This is a genomic window from Rhodococcoides kroppenstedtii, from assembly GCF_900111805.1.
Classification (GTDB): Bacteria; Actinomycetota; Actinomycetes; order Mycobacteriales; family Mycobacteriaceae; genus Rhodococcoides; species Rhodococcoides kroppenstedtii.
Genome location: NZ_FOJN01000021.1, coordinates 1 through 15721, shown reverse-complemented (window position 1 = coordinate 15721; position 15721 = coordinate 1). Strand labels below are relative to the sequence as shown.

Genomic DNA, 15721 nt, shown 5'->3' with positions numbered 1-15721 from the left:
GGGCCCCGACACCGGTGTGGTGTCGGGGCCCGAGGAATCGATAGAATCTAGACGCCGGCTCCGCGTCGTTTTGCCTTGAGCAGGTCCAGCCGCTCCTTCAGCAGCTCGTCCAACTCCTCGACGGAGCGGCGCTCGAGCAGCATGTCCCAGTGGGTGCGCGGGGGCTTGACCTTCTTGGCCTCCGGCGCGGTGCCCTCGACCAGGGTGCCCTCCATGCCGTTGCGGCACAGCCACGTGCCGGGCAACTCGGCGTCGTCCGCGAAGGGGACGTCGAAGATCTCACCGTTGTCCGTCTTGTACCGAGCCATGCGCCGCGGCGCGAGGTCGTGGTCGCGATCGGTCTCGTAGCTCACCGCTCCGAGCCGACTACCTCGAAGTACGCGGTCTGCCATAAGAGTCCTCTCTGTCGTCCTGCGTGCTGTGGGGTCAACGCACCGGGACCCGGAAACGTTCCCGCACGAACGCACCATCCTACCCCGGTATCGTCGACGTCCGTGATCGGCAGACGGCGTCCCGGAACCTGCGTGTGGTGCGGACGCCCTGTCGCCGACAGCGGCGCGGGACGTCGACGACGCTACTGCCGGCAATCCTGCCGGCAGCGGGCCTACGAGCAGCGCACCTCCGTGCGCGGCACGACGGTGCCCGACGACGCCGTCCTGCTGACCGCCGCCGAAGCCGAGGCCCTGGCCGACCGCGCGTTCGGGGTGCGCTGCGCGGCGGAGGACGTCGCCACGGCCTTGGCCGAAGGCGCCGACGCCGACGAACTCGCCGCGCTGTCGGCCCGCATGGTGGAAATGGCCCGCGACGCCGAGCGGCTGCGATGACCCGTCGTCACTGTCGGCCCGGGCCCAGGTCCGACGGGTGGTACCCGACGGGATAGCCAGGGTAGGTCCGGTTGCGCGGGTCCCGCGCGATGCGGGACGTCCGCCGGGGCGGAAGATGTCGCACCGCGCGTGCTCGAGCGCGCAGGCCGGCCTCGGCGACCCGACGCGCACCCGGTGCGGCGGCGGGGAACCCGAAGGCGCGACGCATGTCGTCGTCGATCATCGCGTGCACGACGCCGCGGACGGCCGGCCGCGAGACCGCCGGGTACCAGGAGGCGAGCAACTCGCGGGTGTAGGTGCCGATGCGACGGTTGTCCGGCGCGAAGCCGAACCGGTCGTGCTCGTACTCCATCCGGAACGCATGGAACTCGGCCGCGGACTCGGGGACGTCGGCGATTCCCATCCGCGCCCCGACGGCGCGGTAGAACTCGACCGCGGCGCGTCGTTCGTGGGGATGCAGCCGGCGCCAGCCGTAGCGGTCGATCCAGTCGAGGGGGTCGAAGGCGAAGGTCGACAGGACGTAGAGCATGTCGTCGCGGTCGATGTCGTACTGCGCGTGCAGGCGGTTGACCGTCCGCAGCGAGGCCCGCCCACGCTCGGAGTCGTACCCGTGCTCGACCAGTTCGGACATGAGCAGCGACGTGTCGTCGTACCGCTTCTGCGGACGCTTCTCGAACTCGCCGGTGCGCGCGAGCAGAGCCGAGATGCTCGGGACACAGTAGGTGCGGAACAGCGCGAACTCGAGCGACCGCTGGTAGTCCCACGGGAACTCGTACCCGGCGGTGATGCGGTGGATCGTCTGCGCGTCCGCCACGGGATCGAGCCGCTCGATCGCCTCGAGCCAGCCGTACCGCCCCCGGCCGCGCCGGGGCAGCGTCGTGGTCATCGCCGGCGCCGGCCGTGGATCTTGGTGAGCAGGAAGCGGGCGACCGCGACGTCGCGACGCTTGCGCGTCATGGTGACGAGATTGAGCGGCGCGGCGAACCGCTGCGTGGTGACGGACTTGACCCGCGAGAACTCCCGCAGGCCGTCCGCGCCGTGGATGCGTCCGAAGCCGGAGTCGCCGACCCCGCCGAACGGGAGAGCGCCGATGGCGGCGAAACCGAGCACCGAGTTGATGCTCACCACGCCCACGCGGAGACGATCCGCCGCGCGGCGCCCGGCGTCCGCGGACCCGGTGAACACCGAGGCCCCGAGCCCGTACTTCGACGTGTTCGCCCGGTCGATCGCCTCGTCGAGGTCACGGACGCGGTTGACCACGACGGTCGGGCCGAACGTTTCCTCGACCTGCGCCTCGCTGTCCTCCGGCACGTCGAGCAGCACCACCGGATCGACGTAGGGCGGTCGGACCGACTCGGGACCACCGACGACGGCCCGGCCGCCGCGCGCGAGCGCGTCCTCGACCTGCGACCGCACGACGTCGACCTGGCGGGGGAGGGTCATCCGGCCGTACTGCGCGTCGGCGGCGTCGCCCACCCGCAGGTCCTTCACACGCGCCACGAGATTGTCGACGAACCGGTCGGCGAGCGAGTCCACCACGTAGACCCGTTCGACCCCGGCGCAGGTCTGACCGGCGTTGCCCATGGCCCCGAACGCGGCGAACTCGGCGGCGGCGTCGAGGTCGGCACCCTCGTCGACGATCAGCGCGTCCTTGCCGCCGCCCTCGACCACAATCGGGGTCAGCGACTCGGCGCAGGTGGCCATGACCTTCTTGGCGGTGGCCGTCGACCCGGTGAACGCGACCTTGTCGACGCCGGCGCGGGCGAGGTGCGCGCCGACCGAGCCGTCACCGACGACGGCCTGCAGGACCGAGTGCGGCGCCGACAGCGAGTCCCAGGTGTCGGCGAGCCAGGTTCCCGTCCGCGGGGTCAGCTCGCTGGGCTTGAAGACCACCGCGTTACCGGCCGCCATCGAGTAGGCGATGGATCCCATCGGGGTGTACACGGGATAGTTCCAGGGACCGATGACCCCCACCACGCCCATCGGCTCGTAGCGCACCGTCGCCGCCTGGTTGATGCTGACCGCGCCGGACCGCACCGACCGCTCACGCAGCACGCGGCGGGCGTTCTTCGCCGCCCAGGACAGGTGTTCGACGGCCAGCATCACCTCGAGCAGCGCGTCGTCGGCGGGCTTGCCCGTCTCCTCGCGCACGACGTCGACCAGCGACGCCGAGTTCCGCGCGACGACGGACTTGAATTCGAGCAACCAGTCCTTGCGGTCGTCGTGACTCAGTCCGCCCCACCACCGTGCGGCGTGCCGGGCCTGCCGGACCGCCTCCTCGACACGGTCCCGATCGGTGGGGATGGACGTCTCGTCGATGGTCATGCATGCCGACACTAGGCGCGCCCGCAGGGGCGGGCAATGACCGATGCGTCCGATCCGGGTGACCGTCAGAGTCCCGAGCAGCCGCTCACGGGAACGCCCGCGAATCGGTCCATCATGTACCGCGCCGCGGCGCCCCCGTAGCCGTCGATCAGCTGCGGTCCGAAGTGATTCGGCAGGACCGCGCCCGTCAGGATCGGCGGGATCTCGTCGGTCAGGAACGTCACCGCACCGCCGCGTCCGCACCAGTCCTCGGCGAGACGACGCGCCTGGCCGTAGGGGACGGTGTCGTCGTGGCGTCCGCTGGTGACGAAGACCGGTGCCGACGGACGCAGGTTGCCGATGCGCTGCTGCGCCAGGATCGGTCCCGCCTCCGGAATGGTGCCCAGGTTCTCGAGCAGTGGTCGGCCGTCACGGGTCAGGGTGTCGGTGCGCAGGAACGGATGTCGCAGGATCGTGTCGGCGATGCATTCCGTGGACACCTCGGCGAGCAGACGCTTGCCGGTCTCGGTGGTGCGCTCGTCGACCCGGGCCTGCAGCTCCGGATGACGCTCGACGAAGCCGTTCAGCGCGTACCCGATCACGCCGCCGATCAGCGTGCCGTCGACCGTTCCGAGCACCTCCAGCAGATCGGCGGTGGGAGCACCGGCCCACGTTCCCTTGACGTTCAGCTCGGGTGCGTACTGCCCGGCCAGTTCCGCGGCGGCCGCCGTGGCGCCGCCGCCCTGCGAGTAACCCCAGAAGCCGACCGGCGCCGACGGATCACCGGCGAGCGAGTTCGCGGCCCGCGCCGCGTCGAGCACCGCGTGCGCCTGCTCGATCCGATTGACGTACGTGTGCAGACCCGGCGTACCGAGCCCGATGTAGTCCGTGACGAAGACCCGCGCGCCCATCGCCCGCCACAGGGTCGACGAGACGAGTTCCTGGTTCGCCGACAGCGACGGCGGCGACAGCGCGGCGTTGAGCCCGGTGGAGAACGCGCGTGACGGGGCGCACTGATCGCCCTGCCCGATGGTGCCCGGGGCCACCACGATCGTCGGGCGAGGCCCGGCACCGGTCCAGGGGCCGCCGGCCTCGAGGTAGGTGCCGGTCACGGCGACGGGATCGCCTGCCTCGGTGCGGGAGGTGTACATGACTCGGGTACCGGTGACCGGGTAGGGATCGCCGGGCGCCGGGGCCGCGAGGTAGACCGGCATCGGCTCGGTCCGCACGACCGCGCCGGGCGTGGTGTCGAATTGCGCCGGGGGAGTGTAGAAGTCCGGTGCGGCGGCCGCGGTGGGTGCCGTGAGCGCCGGCAGCGTGGCCGCGATCAGGGCGACGGCGACCGCGCCGACCGTTCCTCGAATCGAACGCTTCATGGTGACCTCTCGTGTCAGACGACGGTGCCGACGTCGCGGGCGGTGATGGAATCCATGGCTCGCTCGGCCACGGCGGCGATGGTCATGGACGGGTTGCAGGCAGCGCAGTTGCCGGGGATCAGCGCGCCGTCGAGGACGTAGAGGCCCCGCTGTCCCAGCACGCGCCCGTCGAGGTCGCACACGGCGTTCATCGACGCGCCGCCGAGCGGATGCCATGTCGAGGGGAACGCGGCGTTGGTGTCGATCAGCACGCTGCCCGGTCCCGCGATCGCCTGCACGCGCGGACCGATGGTGGAGGTCTGGATCGCGGCGTCGCCCTCGTACGGCCACCGCAGGATCGCGTCGTCCTTCGCGGCGTCGTAGACGAAGTGGCCGCGGGCGTCGCTGACCCCGTAACCCACGAGGACGGTGGTGTGGTCGTTGATTCCGAGCTGGGGCATGGACGCCTGGATGACCGTCGACGCCGTGCGGGGGTTCGACCAGTCGAGGCTGCCGTACACCACCGGCCCGCCCTGGACCGGTCCGAAGTCGTGCTCGGCGGTGGTCCAGGCGTAGATGCGGTCGGCGTTCGACCCCCAGCCCTGTCCCAGCGCATCGGGCAGGTCGGGGATGCGCCCGGACGCCGCGGCGCGCATGAGCAGCCGGGTGGTGTTCATGGTGCCGGCCGCCATGACCAGCGTGCCCGCGGTGAGAATCAGGTTCTCGAGGACGGTGCCGCGCTCGTCGATGCGCTCGACGTACACCGCCCACCGGCCGTCGGCGGCGCGCTCGACGTCGGTCACGTGGTGCAGGCTGCGGACGTCGACCAGCCCGGTGGCCTCCGCGGCCGCGAGGTAGGTGACGTCCACGGAGTGCTTGCCGCCGTTGTTGACGCCCATCGCGCCGTCGCCGTTGGTGTACGACGGGCGCATCTTCCCGGACAGCTCGTCGAGGGCGAACTGCCAGTCGATCGGCATCGGGATCTTGGATACGGGCTGCCCGGCCCGGCGGGCGTTGGCGGCGAACGCCCGCGGCGCGGCGTAGGTCGGCGACTCGATCAACGCGTCCGGCGCCACCTCGAGGCCGAGCATGCGCGCCACCCGCGGATAGTGGACGCGGTTCATCAGATCCCAGTCCAACTCCTCGGGGAACTGGGTGAGGAAGACGTCCTTCGCCGGTTGGAGCGTCATGCCCTGATAAACGAGGGATCCGCCGCCGACGCCGGCCGGGCAGAGCACGGTCATGTTCTCCCCGGGGACCGCCTCGACGAGCCCGGCGTACCGGCCCGCCGGAAGGGGGCTGCCGAACAGGTTGGTGCCCGAGCCGTACCAGAGCAGTCGCTCGTCCGGGGCCGTCGCGGACGGGAACGTCGTCGAGTTCGGACCGCTGGGCCAGCGCCGGCCGCGTTCGAGGACCGTCACCGGAACACCCGCCTCGGCGAACCGCAACGACGCGACGCCACCGCCGAAACCCGAGCCGATCACGAGGACTCGGTGGTCCTCGCGCGTGAGGGCGACGCGCCCTGGGGTCGTTCCGCGTGGCGCCGCGGTCGCGGTCGCACCCACCATCGTCCCGGCCACCGCCGCCCCGAGGGCACCCACCGCCCCCGTCACGAACGCACGTCTGCTCACCGTCATCGTCGGTATCCCCCTGGCTCCCCGTCGGCGGTGACCAGTTAGACACTTTCAGTCGTAAGTGTCAAGCATCACGAGGGTGGAACGTCGTCGGAATCGGCCCGCATGGACCGAGGCAGCGTGCGGCGCAGGAAAGCCCGCAGAGCGTCGTCGTCGCGCGTACGGGCGTCGTCGAAGATCACCACCGACAGCCCCAGCCGCACCACCAGGAGTGCGATGTCCGCGAGCGCCTCGTCGTCGATCGACGGGTCGATCTCGCGCAGCGGCGCGAGCAGCGGGAGCAACACCGGGAAAGCCTCGTCCACGACCCCGTCGCCCAGAATGGGATTCGCCGCATCGAGTCGGAGCAGGGTCGCGAGGACCGGATGGTCGCGCACCGCGCGGCGGCCCGTGACCAGCAGATCGATCACGAAACCCCGCGGCGAGGTGGCGGTGGCCCCGCCCGCACGCAACCGCCCGAACACCTCGAGCGCGAGTTCCTCGAGGGACTGCGACACCATCTCCTCGCGCGACCCGAAGTGCGCGTAGACGGTCTGGCGGGAGACCCCGGCCGCCTGCGCCACGGCGGCGATGGACACGGCCTCGAACCCACCCCGCTCGATGACCTCCCACGTGGCCCGCACGACGCGGTCGCGCGCGCTCACGCGGCCACCCGGCGGTGGGCACGGAGCGCGAGCGCGCCCGCGACGGCGACGAGCGCGGCCACCACCGCGGCGAAGACGATCCCGGCGGCGGTGACACCCACCGCCCGCGACAGGAAGCCCTCCGCGACGACGGGCACGCTGATCGCGACGTAGGTGACCACGAAGTACGCCGACGTGGTCGACGCCTTACGGTCCGCGGGCGCTCCCGTGGCGATGCCGGCCAGTCCGCGCGCGAACGCCACGCCCTGGCCCGCGCCGCCGGTCAGGCCCGCCGCGGCGAGCGCGGGCCACCATCCCGTCAGCAGGGCCACGACCAGCAACGCCATGCCCGCGAGCATCGCCCCCACGGCACCGGCGTCGGCCGCGGGTTCGGACAGTCGACGGCCGAGGAGCTGACCGACCAGCGACCCGCCCATCACGGTCACCACCAGACCGGACTGGCCGAGCACGGACTCGACGCCGGCGACCTGCGCGGCGATCGTCGGGGCCAGGGCCGTGAACAGACCCATCACCGCGAATCCGGCAAATCCGAGAATGGCGGCGCGGACGAAGAAGTCGCGCACGACGTCGGGAACCGCGGGGGAGAGCGGGCGGAGTGGGCCGGGACGTCGCGGCCGGGTCTCCGGCACCACCGCGACGATCAGGGCCGCGACGACGACGAGGATCAGGTGCACCACGTACGTCGTCCGCAGCGGATGCGGCGCCAGCGTCACCAGCACCGCCGCGAGCACGGGCCCGGTACCCAGACCGCCGATGGTCGCCAGACTGGCCAGCAGCGGTGCGCGCGCGGACCACCGACCCTGCGCCATTTCGATGATCGCCACCGACGCGGTGCCGACGAACACCCCCGCCGACAGGCCGGAGATCACGCGGGCGATCAACAGCACGGCCGTGTCGTCGGCAAGGAGGAACACCACGTCGCTCACCGCGGCGAACGCCAGACCGAGGCCCAGCACCGGGCGGCGTCCGAGCACGTCGGACCAGGTGCCGAACGCAACGAGCGCAGCGATCACGCCCACCGCGTAGACGGCGTAGACGACGGTGACGGTGAGGACCGAGAATCCGAACTCGCGTTCGTAGTGGGTGTACAGCGCGGTGGGCATGGTGGTGCCCACCATGACCGTCAGCAGCACCGCCGCGAGACCGAGCGTCTGCGGCGCGCGCCCCGCCGTCGTCACGCGAACGTCCGACGCACGACGACGCGCGGGAACCCGCCGGCGACCGCATCGGTGGCGGCGACCGTGTCGAATCCCGCGGACTCGAACACCGAGCGGATGCCGACGAACGCCATCGTGAGATCCACCTTCTCGCCGCGGTTGTCGACGGGGTACGCCTCGACGGCCGGAGCGCCGTTCGTTCGCGCGTACTCGGCGGCGCCCGTGACCAGTGGGTGAGACACACCCTGCCCCCGATGGCCGGGGCGCACCCTGACGCAGATGATCGACCACACCGGCAGGTCGTCCACCGGAAGGATCTTGCGCGAGCGGGCCACCGGAAGTTCCGCGCGCGGCGCCACCGCCGCCCACCCGACCACCTCGTCGCCGAGGTAGGCGAGGACACCCGGCGCGACGTCCCGGCGGCACAGATCCCGCATACGGTCCCGTCGTTCGGGCCCGTGCAGTGCGCGGTGGTCCTTCGACGGCAGCCGGTGACTCAGGCACCAGCAGACGTTCGCGGCCGGATTCCTCGGCCCGACCATGACCGCGACGTCGTCGAACCGCGCGGCGGTCGCGGGCAGGATCCGCACCTCGCTCGTCATGACCCGCCTTCCGCGGACGCTCCGGCCCGCTCGTAACCGGCGCCGACGCGACCGACGGCGACACCGTGAAACAGTATGCTGGCCAACACCGTCAGGGCCATGACGTACAGAACGAAGAAGGCATCGTCCAGGTCGGCCATCTCGTTCCAGGCGAGCAGTCCGAACACGATCGACGCCGAGCCGCGGGGACCGAGCACGGCGACGGCACGCCGGTCCCGCCGGGAGAAGTCGCTGCGCAGCAGGGCCAGCCGCGTCGGCAGGATGCGCACCACCGTGAGCGCCGCCGCGACGAACACCACGATCTCCCAGCCGGGCAGGCCGACCCCGATCAGGTACGACACCGTGGCCCCGAAAACGAACCACATGGCCGTGCTGCTGAGCACCGCCAGATCCTCGACCATCGCCAGTTCCGAGGTGTCGACGGTTCGGCCCACCGTGCGGGACGCGTGGAACACGATCCCGGCGACGAATGCCGCCACGAACCCGTTGCCGGACAACACCGTGGCGCCCGTATAGGACAGGAACACCAGCAGTACGACGGCGAGACGGACGCCGCGCGGGTCGGCGAGGCCGCGGTCGACCACGAATCGGATGGCGCGCGCGCCGCCGTACCCGACGACGGCGCCCACACCGCCCGCCACCACCGACGCCTGGATTCCGTGCAGCACGGCCTCGGCGGTGCTCTCGTGCGGGCCCTCGTCGTCGATCAGCGCCAACGCGATCACGAAGATCGGCGCGACGATGCCGTCGTTGTACCCGCTCTCGACGTTCAGCAGTCGCCGGACGCGGAGTGGAATGCGGCTGTCCCGCAGCAGAATCGACGCAGGGGAGAGGTCCGTCGGAACCACCACGCAGGCGATCACCGCCAACACCGCGAGCGGCAGGTCCGTGAACAACACGGCGCCCAGCCCGAGCGCGAGCGCCATGGAACCGGGCAGCGCCAGCGCGAGAAGCCGCACCGGAGCCGACCGCTCGCCGCCGAACAGGCCGCCGCGGACCTCGGTGGCGTCGACGAACAGCAGCAGGGCCAGGACCAGCTCGACCACCTTCTCCGTGGCCGGAGCGTCGATCAGCTCGGTCAGGTCCACGCCCGTCAGTGGGGCGACGATCATGCCGGCGACGACCACGATGAGCGGCGCCGAGATCCGACGCGCGTCGAGAGTGCGCGAGACGAGGAGACAGGCCAGTCCGACACACAGTCCCACCACCACGAACGGTCCCACCGCGTCACCTCCCGAGTGTTGGTGCAGATCACCATGACACGACCGGTCTCGTCGTGCGAGGTTCATCGACCGCACGACAGGGGCATGATGACGTCATGGGGCAACCGGGGAACGACGCACTGACCGATTTCGACCGGATCGACTTCACGGCGCACGGCCGATCGGCACCGGTGTACCGGCTCGGGACCGGTCCGGCGGTGGTGGTGCTGTCCGAGATGCCCGGCATCACCCCGAGGGTGGCCGACTTCGCCCGCACGGTCGCCGGGATCGGGTGCACGGCCGTGGTGCCGCACCTGTTCGGGCGCGACGGTCACGACCCCCGAGCCGGCCGGGTACCGGCCGTGGGCTTCGTGGCATCCACCGTGCGGGCCATCGTCCCCGCCTGCATCAGTAGTGAATTCACCGTCCTCGCGACGGGCAAGTCGTCACCGATCGTGACCTGGCTGCGGGCGCTGGCCGCCGAGGAGCACGAGCGCTGCGGCGGACCGGGTGTCGGCGCGATCGGCATGTGCTTCACCGGCGGGTTCGCGCTGGCCATGGCCGCCGACGACCGACTGATCGCACCCGTCCTGTCGCAGCCGTCGTTGCCGTTCGCGGCGACGCCGAGCCGCGTTCGGACGATCGACGTCGACACCGACGACATGCGGGTCGTCGAAAATCGCTGCGCGCGCGGGGACCTCAGTGTCCTCGGTCTTCGTTTCCAGGGTGACCGGATGAGCCCGTCGGGACGCTTCGCCTGGCTGAAGGAACGGCTCGGGGACGCGTTCACGGCCGTCGAACTGCCGGATGCGTCGGCGAACCCCGACGCTCCCGGGCCGCCGCACTCCGTCCTCACCGAGGGCCTGATCGACCGCCCCGGGGAGCCGACCCGAGAGGCGCTCGACCAGGTCCTGGACTTCTTCCGTGAACGGTTGCTGACGACGTAGCAGCGATGCAGCCGACCGTCCTCACGTGAGGTCACGCCGACGCTGGGCCCACAGGCCGATCCCGGCGTGGCGACCACGGATAGGTGAGGACCTCCGGTATCGGTGTGGTTACCACAACTTCACCGACAACCGAGAGGTCCTCGTGGTCCACGCTAACGCCTCCCTCACCCCGAAGGGACGATTGAAGCTCGCCAGTTCGATCGTCGACGACCATTGGTCCATCCGGCGGGCCGCCGAACGGTTTCAGATCTCACCGACCACCGCCAAGAAGTGGGCCGACCGGTACCGGGCCGGCGGCGATGGCCGACCGTCCAGCCGGCCCCGCCGCAGCCCCGCGCGCACACCGAGACGCACCGAACGCCGAATCGTGGCGCTGCGCTTCACCAACCGATGGGGTCCGCACCGCATCGCCTACCACCTGCACCTCCCGCGCAGCACCGTCTCCGCGGTCCTGATCCTCATAGCGGGCGCCGCCCAACCACTGGTCACCGGACCGACCGAGCCGGAGCTAACGCGGCGCAGACCCCCCCACAACATGAGGGTGGCGATCTGCGCACTCGCAGCGGCACACCGCGAGCTCGGGCCTCGGTCGCACCCCTCCTCTACCGGTGCCGATCGCTGATCATGTTCAGTCTTACCGAGTTGCTTGCCCAGTTGGCAGGAACTTGCAGGATGAGGGCGTCGCCCTGGCCGCCGCCGCAGGGTGCGGCCGCATCGGTGCCGTCGCCGCGGCGCTGCCGCTCGAGCCGGGTCATCCGGTGCGCAATTACCTGTCGGTGGGGGCGGTCGGCGGTGCGGGCAGGTGCGAACGCGGTGGCATTAGCCCAGCAGATTGGGTATTCCGGCACGATGCAAGCCTGACGGCTGACACGATCTCGGCCGTGCCGCATCGATCCCTTGCGACCACGTCGAGCTGCCGGCAATTCGACGCGAGTCGTTTTCGGGTCACGCAATCACTGTAGGGAGGGCGGCTGCCGACGAATGAATGTGCTCCTCGACGCGGCGGGCCGCCAGCTCGGGATCGCCGTCCTCCACGGCCTGCAAGATCTTGCGGTGGTCGGCGTTCAGGGTGGCCGCGAGTGTCTCCCAGTCGGCTTTGGCGATCAGCGCCGTCAGGATGGGGGCGCGCATGGACTCCCGAATGGCGGCGGTCAGGGACGCGACGAAATCGTTGCCCGACGCTTCGGCTAGAGCGATGTGGAAGTCGGTGTCCGCGTCGTTGAAGTCCTCGCGGGACACCCCCGGGCGGTCCATGATGTCGATCGCCTCGCGGGCGCGGGCCAGTTTGTCGTCGTCCGGCGAGGTCGCGGCCAGATGAACGCTGGCGCGTTCGAGTGCCACGCGGGTCTCGAGGAGATCGTCGATGCGGAAGTTGGTGAGCGCGACGTGCAGTCGGAGCAGACGGGTCAACGCCGGGCGGGGTAGCGAGGCGACGAAAGTTCCGGCGCCCGGCCCGGATCCGGGAGACGAACGCAGGATCCCGCTGCTTTCGAGAACGCGAACCGCTTCGCGCACGCCGGCGCGACTGACGTCGAGTTGAGCAGCGAATTCGCGCTCGGGCGGCAGCGGATCTCCGACCCGGAGGTCGCCGGCCATGATGCGTTCCTCGATGGCGTCGATCACCAGCTCGTGAGCGCGCGCGCGTCGCACCGGCTCCCACCGGATCGACTCGCCTCGACCTGGCTGCGCACCGTTCGACATGGGCTCCACCCAATCACACCGACGTCTATGCGCTGAGTCTCTTGACCCGCGAGAGTGTGATCCATTACATTTTCGATGTGGCCTGAGGTCAGACCACAAAGACCCCGGTCCACAGAACGGAGCACGGCCCATGTACACACCCACTCTCGATCCACTCGCATCCGGCATCGGGTGGTCCGCGGCCGTCGCTTGCCTGCCGCTCCTGACGGTGTTCGTGACCCTCGGAGTTCTGCGGTGGAAGGCCCACTTCGCCGGTCTCGCCGGTCTCGCCGTCGCGCTGCTGGTGGCGGTCTTGGCCTACGACATGCCCGTGACCCTGGCCGGCCTGTCGGCGACACAAGGGTTCGTCTTCGGTCTCTTCCCGATCGTCTGGATCGTGATCTGCGCGATCTGGCTCTACGAACTCACCGTGGCCAGCGGGCGATTCGAGCATCTGCGGCAGGTGATCGACGCGATTTCCGACGACCCCCGGATCCAGGCGATCATCATCGCGTTCGGGTTCGGCGGACTGCTCGAGGCGCTGGCCGGGTTCGGCGCACCGGTGGCCATCACCGGCGTCATGCTGCTCGCCGTCGGATTCGCCCCGATGCGGGCTGCGGTCGTGGTGCTCCTGGCGAACACCGCACCGGTCGCGTTCGGCGCCATCGGCATTCCGATCATCACCGCGGGCAACCTCACCGGCATCGACTATCACGAGATCGGTGCCTACGTCGGTCACCAGACCCCGCTGGTCGCCCTCTTCGTTCCGCTGTTCATCGCGTTCCTCACCGATGGTCGCCGCGGTGTACGGCAGACCTGGCCCGTCGCCGTGGCCGTGGGCGTCGTGTTCGCCGTCGCGCAGTGGGTCAGCGCCACGTGGATCTCGGTCGAGTTGACCGACATCGTCGCGTCCCTCGCCGGAATCGCCGCAGCCGTCGTGGTGCTCCGGTTCTGGAAGCCGGCCGAAACGGAGGCCGCCCGTGAGCGACTGCTGCGTGATCGGGACGGCGAGGTCGACCCGACCGGAACGGGCACCGCACCGAGCCTGCCGGCGTCGGGCACCACCCGCATCACCACCTCCGCCACCGCCACCACGACCAGCGCCGAGACGCTGACCGGTCGCCGCACGCTCATGGCCCTGTTCCCGTACCTGCTCGTCATCGTGGTGTTCTCGCTTGCCAAGCTGTGGGCCCCGCTGAGAGGTTTCCTTGCCTCGACGGACATCTCCGTTCCGTGGCCGGGACTGGACGGCAACATCCTCACCGCGGCCGGCTCTCCCGCCACGACCACGATCTACAAGTTCACCTGGCTTTCCACACCCGGCACACTGCTCTTGATCTGCGGCGCCGTGGTGGCCGTCGTCTACCGGGTCGGGGCCGGCCGAGCCGCTCGCATCTTCGGTGAGACGCTGGTCAAGCTCCGCTATTCCGCCCTCACCGTCGGCGCCGTCCTCGCCCTCGCCTACGTGATGAATCAGTCGGGTCAGACGATCACGATCGGCACCTGGATCGCCGGAACCGGAGCCTTCTTCGCCTACCTCTCACCGATTCTCGGCTGGCTCGGCACGGCAGTCACCGGTTCCGACACCAGCGCCAACGCCCTGTTCGCGACACTGCAGCAGACCGCGGCGACCAGCGCCGGCCTCGACCCCACCCTGCTGGTCGCCGCTAACACTTCCGGTGGCGTCGTCGGCAAGATGATCAGCCCGCAGAACCTGGCCATCGCCGCCACCGCCGTCGGCCTGGTCGGCCGCGAGTCCGACATCTTCCGCAAGGTGATCTGGTGGAGCCTGTCCCTTCTTCTCGCGCTGTGCCTCCTGGTCGGATTGCAGAGCTCGGTCCTGTCCTGGATGTTGCCCTGATCCGACCGACGACCACCGCTCCGCCCGACACCACCCCCACACCCGTACCGCCTCGAGGAAAGTGACCGACCGATGTCTGTCGACCGCCAGCTACCCAACCCCGCCGAACTGCGTGAACTGCTCTCGTTCAGAAAGCCGGACTTCAACCTGCGCCGCCGCCGGCTGAACGCAGCCCTCACCATCGACGATCTCCGCACGATCGCCAAACGACGCACTCCGCGGGCCGCCTTCGACTACACCGACGGCGCGGCCGACGCGGAAATCTCGCTGTCGCGGGCTCGACAGGCGTTCCGCGACGTCGAGTTCCACCCGTCGATCCTGCGTGACGTCTCCCGCGTCGACACCTCGACCACCGTCTTCGGCGGCTCGTCGTCCCTCCCGTTCGGCATCGCCCCGACCGGATTCACCCGCCTCATGCAGACCGAGGGCGAGCACGCAGGGGCCGGCGCGGCGGGGGCCGCCGGTATTCCCTTCTGCCTGTCCACGCTCGGCACCACCTCCATCGAGGACGTCCGCGCCACCAATCCCACGGGTCGCAACTGGTTCCAGCTGTACGTGATGAGGGACCGCGACATCTCCTTCGGGCTCGTCGAGCGCGCCGCCCGCGCCGGCTTCGACACGCTGCTCTTCACCGTCGACACCCCCGTTGCAGGAGCCCGACTGCGTGACAAGCGCAACGGCTTCTCCATTCCCCCGCAGTTGACGGCGTCGACCATCGCCAACGCTCTTCCCCGGCCGTGGTGGTGGTGGGACTTCCTCACCACCGCCAAACTGGAATTCGCATCCCTGTCGACGACCGGCGGAACGGTCGGGGAACTCCTGAACTCCGCCATGGACCCGTCCATCTCCTTCGCGGACCTCGACGTCATCCGCAGCATCTGGCCGGGCAAGATCGTGGTCAAGGGCGTGCAGTCCGTCGCCGATTCGGTCGAACTCGCCGAGCGCGGTGTCGACGGCATCATCCTGTCCAACCACGGTGGCCGCCAGCTCGACCGCGCCCCCGTTCCCTTCCAGCTGCTGCCGTCGGTGGTGCGGGAGGTCGGGCCGGACTTCGAGGTCGCCGTCGACACCGGAATCATGCACGGAGCCGACATCGTCGCGTCGATCGCGATGGGAGCCTCCTTCACACTGGTCGGTCGGGCCTACCTCTACGGCCTGATGGCGGGAGGCCGCGAGGGCGTCGACCGCATGATCGACATCCTGCGCGACGAAATCGTGCGCACCATGCAACTGCTGCAGGTGAATTCGCTCGCCGACCTCACCCCCGAGCACGTCACGCAGCTCACTCGGCTGGTGCCGAGGAACTCCACCGGCCGGACTGTGTCGTCGACTGCCGAGACGCCCTGATGTTCTCGAAGGTGTTGGTGGCCAATCGCGGGGAGATCGCGATCAGGGCGTTCCGTGCGGCGGTGGAGTTGGGTGCGGACACGGTGGCGGTGTTCCCGTTCGAGGACCGCAACTCGGTGCATCGCACCAAGGCCGACGAGGCGTACGAGATCGGGGAGCCGGGT

16 protein-coding genes and 1 pseudogene are annotated in these 15721 nt (G+C 70.2%); 6 read left to right on the top strand and 11 right to left on the bottom strand.

All coding sequences use genetic code 11. The features are described from left to right. Nucleotides 1–47 precede the first annotated feature (47 nt). Nucleotides 48–392 carry an RNA polymerase-binding protein RbpA gene (locus BMZ18_RS18295; RefSeq protein ID WP_068101384.1) on the bottom strand — a complete coding sequence of 115 codons (345 nt, stop codon included), beginning with the start codon at nucleotides 390–392 and terminating at the stop codon, nucleotides 48–50. A gap of 102 nt (nucleotides 393–494) precedes the next feature. Here BMZ18_RS18295 and BMZ18_RS18290 point away from each other — a divergent pair, with 102 nt between their 5' ends. Continuing rightward, nucleotides 495–824, top strand: a complete 330-nt coding sequence (locus BMZ18_RS18290; protein WP_074922370.1) for a hypothetical protein — start codon at nucleotides 495–497, stop codon at nucleotides 822–824. A 7-nt stretch (nucleotides 825–831) separates the two neighbouring features. On the opposite strand, the gene BMZ18_RS18285 is transcribed toward BMZ18_RS18290, so the two are convergent. From BMZ18_RS18285 to BMZ18_RS18250, 8 genes are all read right to left on the bottom strand, one after another. Beyond that, the gene (locus BMZ18_RS18285; RefSeq protein ID WP_068363457.1) at nucleotides 832–1710 is read right to left on the bottom strand and encodes an oxygenase MpaB family protein; all 879 of its coding nucleotides are present in this window, start codon (nucleotides 1708–1710) and stop codon (nucleotides 832–834) included. Beyond that, a complete protein-coding gene (locus tag BMZ18_RS18280; RefSeq protein ID WP_068363454.1) occupies nucleotides 1707–3149 on the bottom strand; it encodes an aldehyde dehydrogenase family protein in 1443 nt (480 codons plus the stop codon). The genes BMZ18_RS18285 and BMZ18_RS18280 overlap by 4 nt, the downstream gene beginning before the upstream one ends. Before the next feature lie 65 nt (nucleotides 3150–3214). Next, nucleotides 3215–4504, bottom strand: a complete 1290-nt coding sequence (locus BMZ18_RS18275) for a lipase family protein (RefSeq protein ID WP_068363452.1) — start codon at nucleotides 4502–4504, stop codon at nucleotides 3215–3217. 14 nt (nucleotides 4505–4518) lie between these two features. Beyond that, nucleotides 4519–6120, bottom strand: a complete 1602-nt coding sequence (locus BMZ18_RS18270) for a GMC oxidoreductase (RefSeq protein ID WP_082895042.1) — start codon at nucleotides 6118–6120, stop codon at nucleotides 4519–4521. A gap of 68 nt (nucleotides 6121–6188) precedes the next feature. Then, nucleotides 6189–6761: a TetR/AcrR family transcriptional regulator gene (locus BMZ18_RS18265; RefSeq protein WP_068363447.1), complete on the bottom strand. Its 573-nt coding sequence runs from the start codon at nucleotides 6759–6761 to the stop codon at nucleotides 6189–6191. Then, on the bottom strand, nucleotides 6758–7939 hold the full coding sequence (locus BMZ18_RS18260) for an MFS transporter (RefSeq protein WP_244516600.1): 1182 nt from the start codon (nucleotides 7937–7939) through the stop codon (nucleotides 6758–6760). Before BMZ18_RS18260 ends, BMZ18_RS18265 begins: the two co-directional genes overlap by 4 nt. Further along, a complete protein-coding gene (locus BMZ18_RS18255; RefSeq protein WP_068363442.1) occupies nucleotides 7936–8520 on the bottom strand; it encodes a GNAT family N-acetyltransferase in 585 nt (194 codons plus the stop codon). The genes BMZ18_RS18260 and BMZ18_RS18255 overlap by 4 nt, the downstream gene beginning before the upstream one ends. Continuing rightward, nucleotides 8517–9743: a cation:proton antiporter domain-containing protein gene (locus BMZ18_RS18250; RefSeq protein WP_068363439.1), complete on the bottom strand. Its 1227-nt coding sequence runs from the start codon at nucleotides 9741–9743 to the stop codon at nucleotides 8517–8519. Before BMZ18_RS18250 ends, BMZ18_RS18255 begins: the two co-directional genes overlap by 4 nt. Before the next feature lie 95 nt (nucleotides 9744–9838). On the opposite strand from BMZ18_RS18250, the gene BMZ18_RS18245 reads away from it, so the two are divergent. Beyond that, nucleotides 9839–10669, top strand: a complete 831-nt coding sequence (locus BMZ18_RS18245) for a dienelactone hydrolase family protein (RefSeq protein WP_074922368.1) — start codon at nucleotides 9839–9841, stop codon at nucleotides 10667–10669. 142 nt (nucleotides 10670–10811) lie between these two features. Continuing rightward, a pseudogene (locus BMZ18_RS18240) lies at nucleotides 10812–11123 on the top strand (helix-turn-helix domain-containing protein); the annotation flags it as partial. Nucleotides 11124–11271: 148 nt separating this feature from the next. On the opposite strand, the gene BMZ18_RS19845 reads toward BMZ18_RS18240, so the two are convergent. Together BMZ18_RS19845 and BMZ18_RS18235 are read right to left on the bottom strand one after the other, a co-directional pair. After that, complete coding sequence (locus tag BMZ18_RS19845) at nucleotides 11272–11424, bottom strand: hypothetical protein (RefSeq protein ID WP_156511623.1); 153 nt, start codon at nucleotides 11422–11424, stop codon at nucleotides 11272–11274. A gap of 190 nt (nucleotides 11425–11614) precedes the next feature. Then, on the bottom strand, nucleotides 11615–12370 hold the full coding sequence (locus BMZ18_RS18235; RefSeq protein ID WP_068363432.1) for a FadR/GntR family transcriptional regulator: 756 nt from the start codon (nucleotides 12368–12370) through the stop codon (nucleotides 11615–11617). Nucleotides 12371–12500: 130 nt separating this feature from the next. Between BMZ18_RS18235 and BMZ18_RS18230 the strand changes: the two genes are divergently transcribed. The 3 genes from BMZ18_RS18230 to BMZ18_RS20355 all read left to right on the top strand — a co-directional run. Further along, the gene (locus BMZ18_RS18230) at nucleotides 12501–14210 is read left to right on the top strand and encodes an L-lactate permease (RefSeq protein WP_068363429.1); all 1710 of its coding nucleotides are present in this window, start codon (nucleotides 12501–12503) and stop codon (nucleotides 14208–14210) included. A 72-nt stretch (nucleotides 14211–14282) separates the two neighbouring features. Continuing rightward, nucleotides 14283–15557: an alpha-hydroxy acid oxidase gene (locus BMZ18_RS18225; RefSeq protein WP_068363426.1), complete on the top strand. Its 1275-nt coding sequence runs from the start codon at nucleotides 14283–14285 to the stop codon at nucleotides 15555–15557. Beyond that, nucleotides 15557–15721: biotin carboxylase N-terminal domain-containing protein (locus BMZ18_RS20355; protein ID WP_139204044.1), on the top strand; the 165-nt coding region annotated here is incomplete at its 3' end. The genes BMZ18_RS18225 and BMZ18_RS20355, both read left to right, overlap by 1 nt.